We start from the raw sequence: 13,821 nt of genomic DNA, 5'->3' as shown, positions 1-13,821 counted from the left end.
ATTCGGTGCCGGTGAACCGCCGGCTGCACCGATCCTGCAGCGACTGCCTCATACAATAAGGTCAATAACATGAGTGTATCCAACTCGATCAACAGCTCCACGGAGCTCAAGCGTGGCGCCCTGGGTGTGGGCTTTATCATCTTCTTCGTGGTGTCGGCGGCAAGCCCGCTGAGTGTGATCGCCGGCGGCTTCCCCATCGGTATCATGCTGGGCAACGGGGCAGGGACCCCGGCGTTGCTGATCCTCGCCTTGCTGGTGCTGCTGGCGTTCTCCGTGGGCTACACCACCATGTCACGCCACCTGACCAACGCCGGTGGCTTTTACGCCTTTACCGCACGCGGGTTGGGCGGCCTGGCCGGTGGCGCGGCCGGGGTGCTGGCGATGTTTGCCTATAACATCCTGCAGGTTGGGTTGTATGGCATGTTCGGCGGGGTGGTCAGTGGCACCATGGAAGCCGCGTTCGGCCTGGTGCTGCCGTGGTGGTCTTACTCGCTGATGGCGATGGCCAGCATCGCAATCCTGGGTTATCGCAAGATCGACCTGTCGGCGCGTGTGCTGTCGGTGATGGTGATCGCCGAGTACCTGGCGATCCTGGTCCTGGACTTCGCCATCCTCAAGTCCGGTGGCGACAGCGGCATCAACCTTGACGCCTTCACCAGCAGTCGAGTGTTCAGCGGCACCCCGTCCATCGGCTTGCTGTTTTGCTTCGCCGCCTTTATCGGCTTTGAGGCAACGACCATCTACGGGGAGGAGGCCAAGGACCCGAAACGCACCATTCCGATTGCGACGTACTGTTCGGTGTTGCTGATCGGTGGTTTCTACGCGTTATCGGTGTGGTCGATGGTGGTGGGCGTGGGGGCGGACAAGATCGTGCCGATGTTGCAGGCCTTGCAGGATCCGACCACGTTTATCTACGGCATGTCCGACCATTTTGTCGGCCCGCAACTGACCCAGGTTATCCGTGTGCTGTTCATGGTCAGTATCTATGCCGGGCTGTTGGCCTTTCACAACGCCGCTGCACGTTACTTCTATGCCATCGGCCGTGACGGTTTGCTCCACAGCCAGTTGGGCACCACCCACCGCGTACACCAGAGCCCGCATATGGGCTCGGCCTTGCAGAGCCTGATCTCGGCCGTGGTGGTGCTGATTTTCGCCGCGTTGGATGCCGATCCGATCCTGCAACTGTTTGCCTGGTTGTCCAACCTGGCCACGCTGTGTGTGATCTTGCTGATGGCGCTGACTTCGGCGGCAGTGCTGGTGTTCTTCCGACGCCACCCGCAGCTCCAGGTCGGGGTCTGGCGCGGGCAGATCTTCCCGGGTTTCTCGTGCCTGGCGCTCTTGGCGGTGCTGGTGTTGGCGGTGGTGCATTTCGACGTACTGACCGGTGCCAGCCGACTGCTGTCCTACAGCCTCTGCGCGATTATTCCCCTGGCCTTGCTGGGCGGGGTATTCCTCGCGGCGCGGCTGCGCAAGGCATCGCCCCAGCGGTTCCTGGCGTTGGGCAGCCACAAGCTTTAAGGCGTGGCCGGCGGTGTTTGCCTGCTCAACTTGACCAGCAGCGCTGCGATCAAAAGCAGTGCTGCCGACACCGCCAGCACCGCGACAAAGCCCGCGTCGAACGCCGAGCGGGCAAATGCGCGCAGCATGGCAGCGCCTTCGGGCGACAGCGTTTCGGCAACGACCAGCGCGTCGTCAAGACTGTCGAATGTCGCAGGGTTGCGGGTCAGCCAGGATGGAATCACCACGCCCGCCGAATACGCATAAATCGCCGATAACAGGCTGCCTGCCAGGGTTACACCCACCGCACCGCCCAGTTCAAACGACACTTCCTCGATGGAGGCGGCCATGCCAGCCTGGTTGGCGGGTACGCTGAGCATGATGGTGCTGGACGACGCTGTCAGTGCTGCACCAATGGTAAATCCCAGCAGCGCAAGGACGATCAGTTGCAGGTACACCGCAGCGTCATACAGCAGCAGGTAGGCCAGCATCGACGCAGCAGACAGCAGCAGGGTCCAGAACAGCATCCGCTGGTTCCCCAGGCGAGGCAGGTAGTAACCGGCCAACGGCCCGGAGATGAACGAACCCAACGGCAGCGGCAGGATGAACAACGCCGCTTCCAGTGGCGACAGGCCCAGCACCAGTTGCAGGCGTTGGCTGAATACCAGCTCCATGCCGATCAACGCTGCGGCGGACACCACGGCCGAGATCACCGCATTTCTGAACCCCGTGGTCTTGAACAGCCCCAGGTCGAGCATCGGCTGAGTGGCGCGACGTTGGCGGCGAATAAACAACGTCAGGAACAGCGCGCCCAGCACCAGTGCGATCAGCATGCCTTCGAAGGAGGGCGTGCGTTTGCCGAGTTCCTTGACCGCATACGCGACACTGATCAAGCCGACCATCACCTGCAGCGAGCCCAGCCAGTCCCAGCGTTTGCTCATATCCCCCGGCTGATTCGGGATCAAGAGGACGCCGACAAGCAACGCCACCAGCACAATCGGCACGTTGATCAAAAATACCGAGCCCCACCAGAAATGCTCCAGCAACAGGCCGCCCACCACCGGACCGAACGCCGCGCCTCCTGACGCCACCGAGGCCCAGATACCGAACGCCATGGCCTGTTCGCGCGGATCCGTGAAGGTCACCCGCACGATGGCCAGCGTGGCGGGCATCATCATCGCCGCGCCGACCGCCAGGAACCCCCGTGCGCCAATCAATACGGCGGCGGAGGGTGAGAACGCCGCAATCAGCGAGAACAGGCCAAACACGCCGAGCCCGCCGATGAACAGGTGTTTGTGTCCAAGACGGTCACCGAGGGTACCCATGCCCAGCAGCAGGCCGGCGGCGATCAGCGCATAGATGTTAACGATCCAGAGTTTTTCCGAGGCCGAGGCATTCAGCTCTCGGGTCAGGGTGGGCAGGGCGGTGTACAGCACCGTCATGTCGATGACGATGAGCAGCAAGGCGCTGGAAATGATCGCGAGGATCAACCAGCGGCGTGGAAAAATCATGGGTGGTGCTCAATGTAGAAGAGTTGAAAGGCGGCCACTGTAACCGAGTCAAGACGGCATACGTTTTACACGCGGAAATGCCCGACCAGTTGCTGTTGGTGATTGGACATTTGATGCAGTGCGTCACTGGCCTTCGACGCTTCGTTCATGCGCCCGGCGAGTGTTTCGCTGATGCCCCGGATGTCGCTGACCCGATGGCTGATATCGTCCACCACACTGCTCTGCTCAAGGGCCGCACTGGCGATCTGCTGATTCATTTGTTCGATCACCTCCACGGCCTGGGAAATATGCCCCAGCGCCACCCGGGTCTGTTGCACCTGGAGCACGCTGCCGCCGGCTTGCTCGCGACTCAATTGGGTGCTGTGCACCACCGCCTGGCTCAGCTGTTGCAGCGTCTCGATCACCGTGCGCACCTGTTCGACCGAACTCTGGGTGTTGCTCGCCAGGTGCCTGACTTCATCGGCCACCACCGCAAAGCCGCGCCCCTGTTCGCCGGCCCGCGCCGCTTCGATGGCTGCATTCAGTGCCAGCAGGTTGGTCTGCTGCGCAATGGCGCTGATCACGTCCAGCACCTGACCGATCTGGGCACTGCTACCGGCCAGGGCGTTGACTTGCTGCAGGGTGGTTTCCAGGCGTTGATCGAGGGCCTCGATGCTGCGCTCGGCGGCCGAGAACACTGCCTGGCCTGAACGGCTGGCGTTTTCGGCGGCCGTCGCGGCGTCGGCGGCGCTGTGGGAGTGACGAGCGACTTCCTGGGCGCTGGCGCTCATTTCGTGCAACGCGGTCGCTGCCAGCTCCACTTCGCGGTACTGGCGCTGCATGCCGGCGCTGACTTCACGGGCAATGCCCGATGAGGTGTCGGCACTGTTGCGGGTGTCCAGGGACGCGGCCTGGATCGCGCGAATAATCGGCTGCAACTTGTCGAGGAAACGGTTGAAGCCATCGGCCAAGTGGCCCAGTTCGTCGCGTCGCCCGCTGGGCAGGCGCTGAGTGAGGTCACCGTCGCCTTCGACAATCGCATCGAGCAATTCGGCCATCTTCAGCAGCGGGCGCGTCACGCCGTAAGCGGCCAGCCAGATCAGCAGCATACCCAGGCTGCTGGCCAGGATACCCAGGCCGAGGTTGAGCCAGTTGGACTCACGACTTTTGTCGTCGAGTTCGCTTTGCATCTGCCGGGCTGGCGCCTGCACCCGCGCCTGTGGAACCTTGATCTGCAGTTGCCAGGCCGGCTTGCCCGCCGCCGTCTGTAAGGGCTGGCGGATATCCAGTGTGTCCCCCGAGACAGCGCCGCTGCGTCCCGCCACTTGGCCCGTGGCCGACAGGATGGTGACCTGGCTGTCGCCCTGGTAGAGGTCCTGGCCGAGGTTGGCCGCCAGCTTTTGCAAGGTGTCGAGGCTGATGTCCATACCCACCACGCCGAGCACTTTGCCGTTGACGATCAGGGGGATGGAAATGCTGCTCATCAGGGCTTTCTGGCCCTCCACTTCGATGGTGTACGGTTCGACCACACACACCTGGCGTTGCGCCTGAGGGCAGGCGTACCAGGCGTTCCCCGGTTCGCTGCCGGGGGGCGCGGTGTTTGCGGCGATTTGTGCCTCGCTCAGTACCTCCTGCACCAGTTGCCCCGGTTGACTCTGTGACCAATACAGCGCAAAGCGCCCGGTTTCATTGCCCGCCACCGCGCGTTGGTCGCGCCAATCGGCGTCAGTGCCGCCCAGCGCGTCCGGCAGCATGATGACGTACAGGCCGAGGACTTTTTCGCGTTGTTTCAGGGTTTCACGGGCGTTGCTGATCAGCGCTTCGCGCAATTGCGCGACCGTCAGGCGGCCGTTGAGCGTTTGCTCGCGCAGTTGCAGAACCTGTTGCGCAAACCCCTCGCCATACAGCGCGGTTTCAGTGAAAAAACGCTCCACCTGTTGGCCATGCGCCACGGCCTGGGCCTGCAAGCGCTCCAGCGCAGCCTGTCCGAGCAACTCGCTGCTCTGCTCTTTAAGCAGCTTTGCACTGGCTTGATTCTGATACGCGCTGGCACCAATCAGAGCCGCCACCACTGCCAGCAGGCAGAGTCCGCTCAGCAGGGTAATACGCCATTGAATGGTGAGGTGAGCTGGCTGCATGGTTGAGGCTTCCTACAAGTGGGCGTCGCGATGATGGGCTGGGGGGCGAGCCCTCATTCTTATTCTGGTCGTCGGCATCCGGGCATAGCACGGCTGATGCTAGGTTGCAGGCATGACAGGCCAGGCGGCTATCCCAAATCGGCAACTGCGCGGGGAGTGAGCCTGTTGCCTCGACCTGTTTTGGGGCGGGGCTTCGGATGCTACCGATTTGGGATAGCGAGCGGTTCAGGGGCGGGCATAGGATCAAATTCAGCGCGCAACTAAAACAAAACGCTAACTGGTGCCGATGCTGTGTGGTCGGACCACCCCTAAAGCGACTGCCTCATACAATAAGGTCAACAACATGAGTGTATCTATCCCGGTCAACAGCTCCACGGAGCTCAAGCGTGGCGCCCTGGGTGTGGGCTTCATTATCTTCTTCGTGATATCGGCGGCGAGCCCGCTGAGTGTGATCGCCGGCGGCTTCCCCATCGGCATCATGCTGGGCAACGGGGCCGGCACCCCGGCTTTGCTGATTCTCGCCTTGCTGGTGCTGCTGGCGTTCTCGGTGGGTTACACCACCATGTCGCGCCACGTGACCAATGCCGGTGGCTTTTACGCGTTCACGTCCCGTGGCCTGGGTGGCCTGGCGGGCGGTGCCGCCGGGGTGCTGGCGATGTTTGCGTATAACATCCTGCAGGTCGGGTTGTACGGGATGTTTGGCGGTGTGGTCAGTGGCACCATGGAAACCGCCTTCGGCCTGGTGCTGCCGTGGTGGTCGTACTCGTTGATGGCGATGGCGAGCATCGCGATCCTGGGCTATCGCAAGATTGACCTGTCGGCGCGGGTGCTGTCGGTGGTGGTGATCGCCGAGTACCTGGCGATCCTGGTCCTGGACTTCGCCATTCTCAAGTCCGGCGGCGACAGCGGCGTCAACCTTGACTCGTTCAGCAGCAGCTATGTGTTCAGTGGCACGCCGTCAATCGGCTTGTTGTTTTGTTTCGCCGCTTTTATCGGCTTCGAGGCCACGACCATCTACGGTGAAGAGGCCAAGAACCCCAAGCGCAGTATTCCGATTGCCACCTACTGTTCGGTGTTGCTGATCGGTGGTTTCTACGCACTGTCGGTGTGGTCGATGGTGGTGGGGGTGGGGTCGGACAAGATCGTGCCGCTGCTGCAGTCCTTGCAGGACCCAACCACGTTTATCTATGGCATGTCCGACCACTTTGTCGGCCCGCAACTGACCCAGATTATCCGCGTGCTGTTCATGGTCAGTATCTATGCCGGGCTGTTGGCCTTTCATAACGCCGCCGCGCGTTACTTCTACGCCATCGGGCGCGACGGTCTGTTGCACAGCCTGCTGGGCACCACCCATCGCGTGCACCAGAGCCCGCATATGGGCTCGGCGTTGCAGAGTTTGATCGCGGCGGTCGTGGTGCTGATATTTGCCGCGATGGATGCCGATCCGATCCTGCAACTGTTTGCCTGGCTATCCAACCTGGCCACGCTGTGCGTGATCCTGTTGATGGCGCTGACCTCAGTGTCGGTGTGCGTCTACTTTCATCGCCATCCCGAGCTTAAGGTCGGGCTGTTGCGTGGACGGATCCTGCCCGGTATTTCGAGCCTGGCGCTGGTGATGGTGCTGGTGTTGGCGGTGGTGCATTTCGATGTGCTGACCGGTGCCAGCCAACTGCTGTCCTACAGCCTCTGCGCGATTATTCCGGCGGCCTTGATCATCGGCATCGTGCTCGCCGCGCGACTGCGCAACAGCTCGCCGCAACGCTTCCTGGCCTTGGGCAGCCACAAGCTTTAAGGCCCCCCGCGTTTTCATAGCTCGACTAACCAGACAATCGCAGCCTGCCGTTGCTCGGCATGGCGCGTCAGCGTGTGAAAGGAAGGTTTCAAATGCACAACTACAAGATGCTTATCGATGGGGTTCAGGTGGCCGGCGACGAAGGCCAGTTTGATGTGATCAACCCGGCCACCGGTACGGCATTCGCCCAATGCCCGGCCGGTTCACTGGGGCAACTTGACCAGGCAGTGAGTGCCGCGCAGGCGGCGTTCAAAAGCTGGCGCCACAGTAGCCACCCTGACCGTTGCGAGCGTTTGATGGCGATTGCGGCAGATATCGAGCAAGAGGCCGAGTCACTGGCGCGCCTGATTGTGCTGGAGCAAGGCAAGCCGCTGGAGCTGGCGTTTTCCGAGGTCATGGGCGCCGCCGCCTGGACGCGCTACGCGGCCGGGCAGGACATTGCGGTGGAACTGGTGGAAGAAACTCCCACCCAGCGCATTGAGCTGCACCGCAAACCGTTGGGCGTCGTGGCGTCGATCACCCCCTGGAACTGGCCGTTCATGATTGCCGTCTGGCACATCATGCCGGCGCTGCGTGCGGGCAACTGTGTGATCAGCAAACCGTCGAGCCTGACACCGCTGAGTACCTTGGGCCTGGTGGCGATCATTGGCCGGCACGTACCTCGCGGTGTGATCAATTGCGTGACCGGCGAGCGAGGCTTCGGCAGTGCGATCACCTCGCACCCGGGGATCCAGAAGATCGTCTTCACCGGCTCCACCGCCACCGGGCAAAGCGTAATGCGCGGCGCCGCCAGCAACCTCAAGCGCCTGACCCTGGAACTCGGTGGTAACGACGCCGCCATCGTATTGCCGGGGACCGCCGTGGAGGCCGTGGCCGAGGAGATCTTCCAGGCGGCCTTCCTCAACATGGGCCAGACCTGTGCTGCGCTCAAACGCCTGTATATCCACGAATCGCAGTACCAGGCTTTTGCTGACGCGCTGACGCAGATTGCAGCGCGCCAGGTGGTGGGTGATGGCCTCGACGCCGGTGTGACCTTCGGGCCCGTGCAGAACCTTGAGCAACTGGAACTGGTGGAGGCATTGGTCGACGACGCACGGGCACAGGGTGCGCGGGTGTTATGTGGCGGTGCGCGCCTGGACCATCCGGGCTATTTCTATCCGCCGACGCTGGTTGCAGACGTGACCGACGGCCATCGCCTGGTCGACGAAGAACAGTTCGGCCCGGTGTTGCCGTTGATTGCCTACCGGGATGTCGAGGATGTCCTGACGCGCGCCAATGCCGGAGACATGGGGCTCGGCGGCTCGGTCTGGGGGCCGGATGTCGAGCAGGCCCAGGCCTTGGCCAGTCGCTTGGAGAGTGGTGTGGCGTGGGTCAATTGCCACGCACAGATCCAGCCGAACACGCCGTTTGGCGGCAGCAAGATGTCGGGGTTTGGTGTCGAGTTCGGTCTTGAAGGGCTATTGGAGTTCACGGGTCAGCAACTGCTGTTTGTACGCAAGCAGGCTGTCGAAGAAGGAGTTTGAACCATGCGTTATCTATCACGTCATCCCGTATTCGGTTGCACGCTTGTGTGCACCCTGGCGCTCGGCACTATCAGTCAGGTGCACGCTTATGAGCTGTACAGCGATGAGAGTCGTCATCTCAACGCCGACATGACGGCAGTGTTCGGTCTGTTCAACAGCCGCAAGAATTACGATGGCACGCCAGGTGGTTCCAGTTGGCGTGAAGGCTTTATCAAATACGGTTTGAGTGGCAACCAGACGTTGGGGGGCAATGGCAGCGCATACGGGGCATTTGCCCTGGTCAGCTCCGCCTCGTGGGGCGATGGCGATCCGGGCGGCAACAGCCTCGGCACCGAGCGTACGACGAAGATTGAAGACGCCTACCTGGGCTGGCGTTCCGGTGACCTGTTTCCTGTGCTCGGTAAAGACGGCGTGGATATTTCCGGCGGACGCCAGGTGGTCAAGGTCGGCCGAGGGTTCCTGATCAACGATGACGGTCTGAATCCCGGCAAGGGCCCGGCCGATGGCACCTTGAACCGTGGGGGCGCCTACTACCTGGCGGCTCGGCACGCGTTCGATCAGACCGCCGTGCTGCGCCTGGGGGGGCAGGACGGCCTGCATGGCAGCGTGTTGTGGCTCAAGTCCGACAACCGCATCCAGGCCGAGACCGAGTTGGCCGCCGGCACCCTGGATTACACGGCCCAACCGGGGACGCTCGGCTTGACCTGGGTCCATGGCCTGGACGTGAACGATCAATGGGCCAGCGATTTTCAACGCCAGCGCAAGGGCATGAACATTTATAGCGTGCGCGGTGAAGGCGATGCGGGCATCAAGAACGTCAGCCTGGCGTTCGAGTACGCCTGGCAGGACAAGGATGCGGGGCCTGAAAAAGCCTGGTACGGCGAGGCGGGCTACACCTTCGCCGATACCGCCTGGGCTCCCAAGGTGACGTATCGCTACACCCGCTATTCGCAGAACTGGGACGCGCTTTTCACCGGCTTGAGCACCGGCTATGGCACCTGGTTCCAGGGCGAAGTGGCCGGCAACTACGCCGGTCCGTTCAACACCAATACTCGCATCCACCATGTCGGGTTGAAGGCAACCCCATTGGAAAACCTGAGCCTGGGTGCGCTGTATTTCGATTACGCCACCGTGCGTAAAAGCAATGCGTTGAACCTCGATGGCCGCGAGCTGGATGTGTACGCCGAATGGGCGGTCAACCCGCACTTGATCATCACGCCGCTGGTGGGGCTGTACAAACCCAGGCAGGACTCGACCACCGGCGGTAATCAAGTGGGTGGCAATGGCACCAACCTGTACAGCCAATTGTCGCTGGCCGTGCCGTTCTGAGCGTGATGGGCTAGGGCGTGATGCTGCTCGGCGGGTTGCGCATGTTATCGGCAATGCGCCGGGTGGTATCCATGACCATTTCGATCACGGTTTCCTGGCGCAGCAGCTTGAAGCTCTGGCTGCTGCCGACGGCGGACAGGCTGCCGACCACCTCGTCAAGGTCGGCCTGGATGATCGGTGCAGCGATACCGGTCAGGCCCAGGTTGAGTTCGTCGTGGGTCAGGCAGTAGCCGTCCTTGCGGATTTTTTTCGCGGCCTTGGAGAAACCGGCCCAGTCATACGGGCTGTCCGGGTCGTTGGCCATGTGCTCGTCGAACAAGCGTTGCAGGCGCCGACCCTTCTGGAAAGCGATCAGGACCTTCGATTGCGCCCCGCGAAAAAACGGCAACGGCTGCCCGCGCCCGAACGCAAAGTGATAGGTGTCGGTGGGTTCGGCGATGTAGGTGTTGATGATGCGCCCGTCGTAAAACACGCTGGCAAACACCGCCAGGCCGGTTTGCGCGGACAGCTCGTGCATCAGCTCGCGGCCGGCGATCAGGATCGGATCGTACTGACGCATCATCCAGTCCAGCTCGATCACGCGCGGCCCCAGGCCATAGCTGCCGGCGTCCACGCGGGTGAGCATGCCGGCGTCACACAAGTCCTTGACGTAGCGGTACACGGTCGCCCGTGACAGACCCATGCGCTCGGCAATGGTGTCGGGTTCGATCTTCAGCGTCTGTGGACCGAACAGGTCCAGGATGCTCAGCAATTTGCTCAGGCTGCTCATTGTGTTCCTAAAAGAAAGGGAAGGGCGTTGGTTGCGTACCCGCCAGGATCAGGTCGCCCAAGCGCTGGCGCAACACTACCGCAGTGAGAGAAAAACGCAATCTCGGGATGGATCTTGAGTCTATAAATATTGCGCAAATCTCATCAGGTGAGAATTTCATTAATAAAATGCTTGTTGGTTGCGATTTTGTATGTGATAAATCTCATCACTGCAAATGCTCAAGCAAGAGGGCTGAAAATGAATGGTGCGCAACTGATAGTGAATGCGGCAGCGGCAAGCGGTATCGAGTACTGCTTCGCCAACCCCGGGACCACCGAGATTCCTCTGGTGGCCGCCATGGCCAGCGCACCTGCTCTCAAGCCGGTGTTGTCGCTGTTCGAAGGGGTGTGCACGGGCGCTGCGGACGGCTATGGCCGGATCGCCGGCAAGCCGGCAATGACCCTGACCCACTTGGGCCCAGGCTTTGCCAATGGCATCGCCAACCTGCATAACGCGCGTCGGGCCAATACGCCGATCGTCAACGTCATCGGCGATCACGCCTCCTGGCATGTCAACTACGATCCGCCCTTGGCCAGCGACATCCAGGCCCTGGCCGGCACCGTCTCTGGCTGGGTGCGCACCTCGCGCACGGCGGCGGGTATTGGTGAGGATTTGCAGGAAGCGGTGCGTGCGGCATGGCAGGCCAAAGGCCAGATCGCCAGTTTGATTCTGCCCATGGACCTGCAAGCCCACGCAGTGACGCACAACGGTGTGTTCGCACCTCTGCGTGCTCCGGTTCGCCGGTTTGCCGGTGACCGGATCGAAACCGTGGCGCAGGCACTGCGGGACGGCCAGCGGCTGGTGTTTATCGTCGGCGATGAGGGCTTGTCGGTCGCCGGCCTGGAAGCGGCGGGGCGCCTGGCACAACTGCCCGGCGTGCGCCTGTTTGCCGAGACCTTTCCGCGCCTGAGCTACCGTGGTGGTGGTTTACCGGACCTGGATCGCCTGCCGTATTTCCCGGAAGTGGCGATTGAAATTCTTGAGCAGTACGACCTGGTCATTTGTGCAGGCGTGCCCGAGCCCATCAGTTACTTTGGCTACGAAGGCATCCCGTCGCGCCTCGCCGAACGTGATCGCCTGCTGACGTTGGCCGAAGTCGGTGACGATGTTGCCGGCGCGCTGACGGCGTTGGCCGATGCCCTGAATGCACCGGCCTATGTGCCGACCCCGGAGGGTATCGAACTGCCGCCCGGCCATGCCGAGCTGACGCCACAATCCATCGGCCAAGTGCTGGCCGCATCACTGCCCCACGACAGCATTGTCTCGGTCGAGGGCGGCACCTGCGGCTATCCGTTCTTTACCGCTTCCGCCCGCGCCGCGCGGCATCGGGTATTGACCAATACCGGTGGCGCGATTGGCCAGGGGATTCCGGTGGGGTTCGGTGCCGCCTTGGCGGAGCGCGGCAATAGCGTGTTCTGCCTGCAATCGGACGGCAGTGCCCAGTACACCATTCAAACCCTATGGAGCATCGCCCGCGAGCAGTTGCCGGTGGTGATCCTGATTGCCGCCAACCATCGCTACGCGATTTTGCAGAACGAGCTGCGCCGTTTCGGTATGACCGAAATGGACCCGCAAGCCCTGCGCCTGACCGTGCTCGACAGTCCGCGTATTGATTGGAAGGCCCTGGCCAAAGGTTACGGGGTCGCGGCCTGCACGGTACAGACCAATGCCGAACTGCAACGGGCACTGGCCAATGCCAAGGCCGACCGTGGTCCTTGCCTGATCGAAATGGCGCTGTGAAGGAGTCGACTATGTATCAGCCCGAATTATTACCTGCCGTCCGGGCGTTCCTGGCGCAGCCCGGTCGCCTGTTCATCGGCGGTACCTGGCAGGACGCCGCCAGCGGTCGCCGCTTTGCGGTGGAAAACCCGGCCACTGAACAGACCCTGACCGAAGTCGCCCAAGGCGATGAGCGCGATGTGAACGCGGCCGTTGCAGCCGCGCGTGCAGCCTTTACCGGCACCTGGGCCTTGCAGTCACCGGCGCAGCGCGGCCTGTTGCTGTTTCGCCTGGCCGATCTGTTGGATCAGCACCGTGAGGAACTGGCGCAACTGATCACCCTGGAGAACGGCAAGCCTATCGCCAACGCACGCGGTGAAGCGGCCAGCGCGGCGAATATCATCCGCTACTTTGCCGGCTGGCCCACCAAGATCGAAGGCAGCACGCTGCCCGTATCGCCGGCCAGCGGCGCGCCGATGCTCAACTACACGTTGCGCGAACCGGTGGGGGTCTGCGCGCTGATCGTGCCGTGGAACTTCCCGTTGACCATGTGCGTGTGGAAGCTTGGCCCGGCGTTGGCCACCGGTTGCGTGGCGGTGCTCAAGCCCGCCGAGCAGACGCCGCTGATCGCGATCCGCCTGGTGCAACTGATCGAGGCCGCCGGCTTCCCCGCCGGCGTGGTCAACCTGATCACCGGCCTGGGCGCCGACACCGGCGCACCGCTGGCACAGCACTCCGACGTGGACAAGATCGCCTTTACCGGCTCGACCCAGGTCGGGCGGCTGATCGCCCAGGCGGCCACCGGCAACATGAAAAAGGTCTCGCTGGAACTGGGCGGCAAGTCGCCGAACATCATTCTTCCAGACGCCGACATTGTGCGCGCCGCCAAGGGGGCCGCCGATGGGATTTTCTACAACCAAGGGCAGGTGTGCACGGCGGGTTCACGCCTGTATGTACACGCCAGTGTGCTCGACCAGGTGCTCGAAGAATTGCAGCGCCATGCCGCCGCCTATGTGCTGGGTAACGGCCTGGACCCGGCCAACAGCATGGGGCCGTTGGTGTCCGCGCGGCAGTTGAACACCGTCAAGGGTTACCTGCAGCGGGGCCAGGAGGAGGGCGCCGAACTGATCTGCGGCGGCGGCCGTCCCGAACACCTGGAGCATGGGCATTTCATTCAACCGAGCGTGTTCCTCGACCGTGCCGAGCGCGCCTGTGTAGCTCGCGAAGAAATCTTCGGCCCGGTACTGACCGTCATGAGCTGGAACGAAATCGACGACCTGGTGCTGCGCGCCAACGATTCGCCGTATGGCCTCGCCGCTGGCCTGTGGACCCGCGACCTGCGCTCGGCGCACCGCGTGGCCGCACAGCTCAAGGCCGGCTCGGTATGGATCAACTGCTGGAACGTGGTCGATCCCTCTTCACCGTTCGGTGGCTACAAACAATCCGGCTGGGGCCGGGAAATGGGCAAGAACGTGATCGATGCCTACACCGAGACCAAGAGTGTGTTTGTCGATCTGACCTGAAC

The 13,821-nt window shown here is 62.4% G+C and carries 8 protein-coding genes and 2 pseudogenes; 6 read left to right on the top strand and 4 right to left on the bottom strand.

All coding sequences use genetic code 11. The annotated features are described in order from the left end of the window. Nucleotides 1-69 precede the first annotated feature (69 nt). On the top strand, nucleotides 70-1,518 hold the full coding sequence (locus AD670_RS07530; RefSeq protein ID WP_053129977.1) for an APC family permease: 1,449 nt from the start codon (nucleotides 70-72) through the stop codon (nucleotides 1,516-1,518). On the opposite strand, the gene AD670_RS07525 is transcribed toward AD670_RS07530, so the two are convergent. The 3 genes and pseudogenes from AD670_RS07525 to AD670_RS32230 all read right to left on the bottom strand — a co-directional run. Then, the gene (locus AD670_RS07525; protein WP_053129974.1) at nucleotides 1,515-3,008 is read right to left on the bottom strand and encodes an MFS transporter; all 1,494 of its coding nucleotides are present in this window, start codon (nucleotides 3,006-3,008) and stop codon (nucleotides 1,515-1,517) included. The genes AD670_RS07530 and AD670_RS07525 overlap by 4 nt on opposite strands. 65 nt (nucleotides 3,009-3,073) lie before the next feature. Beyond that, nucleotides 3,074-3,613 (bottom strand): annotated as a pseudogene (locus tag AD670_RS32235) (methyl-accepting chemotaxis protein); the annotation flags it as partial. A gap of 318 nt (nucleotides 3,614-3,931) precedes the next feature. Next, nucleotides 3,932-4,741: pseudogene (locus AD670_RS32230) on the bottom strand (HAMP domain-containing protein); the annotation flags it as partial. A 727-nt stretch (nucleotides 4,742-5,468) separates the two neighbouring features. Here AD670_RS32230 and AD670_RS07515 point away from each other — a divergent pair. From AD670_RS07515 to AD670_RS07505, 3 genes are all read left to right on the top strand, one after another. Next, complete coding sequence (locus AD670_RS07515) at nucleotides 5,469-6,917, top strand: APC family permease (protein WP_053129968.1); 1,449 nt, start codon at nucleotides 5,469-5,471, stop codon at nucleotides 6,915-6,917. 92 nt (nucleotides 6,918-7,009) lie between these two features. Further along, nucleotides 7,010-8,440: an aldehyde dehydrogenase family protein gene (locus AD670_RS07510; protein WP_053129965.1), complete on the top strand. Its 1,431-nt coding sequence runs from the start codon at nucleotides 7,010-7,012 to the stop codon at nucleotides 8,438-8,440. A 3-nt stretch (nucleotides 8,441-8,443) separates the two neighbouring features. Further along, nucleotides 8,444-9,769 carry a hypothetical protein gene (locus tag AD670_RS07505; protein ID WP_172681451.1) on the top strand — a complete coding sequence of 442 codons (1,326 nt, stop codon included), beginning with the start codon at nucleotides 8,444-8,446 and terminating at the stop codon, nucleotides 9,767-9,769. A 10-nt stretch (nucleotides 9,770-9,779) separates the two neighbouring features. Here AD670_RS07505 and AD670_RS07500 read toward each other — a convergent pair whose 3' ends face one another. Next, nucleotides 9,780-10,538 (bottom strand): IclR family transcriptional regulator, encoded by a 759-nt coding sequence (locus AD670_RS07500; protein WP_053129962.1) that lies wholly within the window; start codon nucleotides 10,536-10,538, stop codon nucleotides 9,780-9,782. A 237-nt stretch (nucleotides 10,539-10,775) separates the two neighbouring features. Between AD670_RS07500 and AD670_RS07495 the strand changes: the two genes are divergently transcribed. Continuing rightward, nucleotides 10,776-12,317 carry an acetolactate synthase large subunit gene (locus AD670_RS07495; protein WP_053129959.1) on the top strand — a complete coding sequence of 514 codons (1,542 nt, stop codon included), beginning with the start codon at nucleotides 10,776-10,778 and terminating at the stop codon, nucleotides 12,315-12,317. 11 nt (nucleotides 12,318-12,328) lie between these two features. Then, on the top strand, nucleotides 12,329-13,819 hold the full coding sequence (locus AD670_RS07490; RefSeq protein WP_053129956.1) for an aldehyde dehydrogenase family protein: 1,491 nt from the start codon (nucleotides 12,329-12,331) through the stop codon (nucleotides 13,817-13,819). The last annotated feature ends 2 nt before the right edge of the window (nucleotides 13,820-13,821 follow it).

The organism is Pseudomonas sp. MIACH, assembly GCF_001269925.1.
Lineage (GTDB): Bacteria > Pseudomonadota > Gammaproteobacteria > Pseudomonadales > Pseudomonadaceae > Aquipseudomonas.
This window is presented reverse-complemented; position numbering and strand designations above follow the sequence as displayed.

Coding starts and splice junctions, on each gene's coding strand:
- AD670_RS07530 (WP_053129977.1), top strand. CDS start 70: ATGAGTGTATCCAACTCGATCAACAGCTCCACGGAGCTCAAGCGTGGC.
- AD670_RS07525 (WP_053129974.1), bottom strand. CDS start 3,008: ATGATTTTTCCACGCCGCTGGTTGATCCTCGCGATCATTTCCAGCGCC.
- AD670_RS07515 (WP_053129968.1), top strand. CDS start 5,469: ATGAGTGTATCTATCCCGGTCAACAGCTCCACGGAGCTCAAGCGTGGC.
- AD670_RS07510 (WP_053129965.1), top strand. CDS start 7,010: ATGCACAACTACAAGATGCTTATCGATGGGGTTCAGGTGGCCGGCGAC.
- AD670_RS07505 (WP_172681451.1), top strand. CDS start 8,444: ATGCGTTATCTATCACGTCATCCCGTATTCGGTTGCACGCTTGTGTGC.
- AD670_RS07500 (WP_053129962.1), bottom strand. CDS start 10,538: ATGAGCAGCCTGAGCAAATTGCTGAGCATCCTGGACCTGTTCGGTCCA.
- AD670_RS07495 (WP_053129959.1), top strand. CDS start 10,776: ATGAATGGTGCGCAACTGATAGTGAATGCGGCAGCGGCAAGCGGTATC.
- AD670_RS07490 (WP_053129956.1), top strand. CDS start 12,329: ATGTATCAGCCCGAATTATTACCTGCCGTCCGGGCGTTCCTGGCGCAG.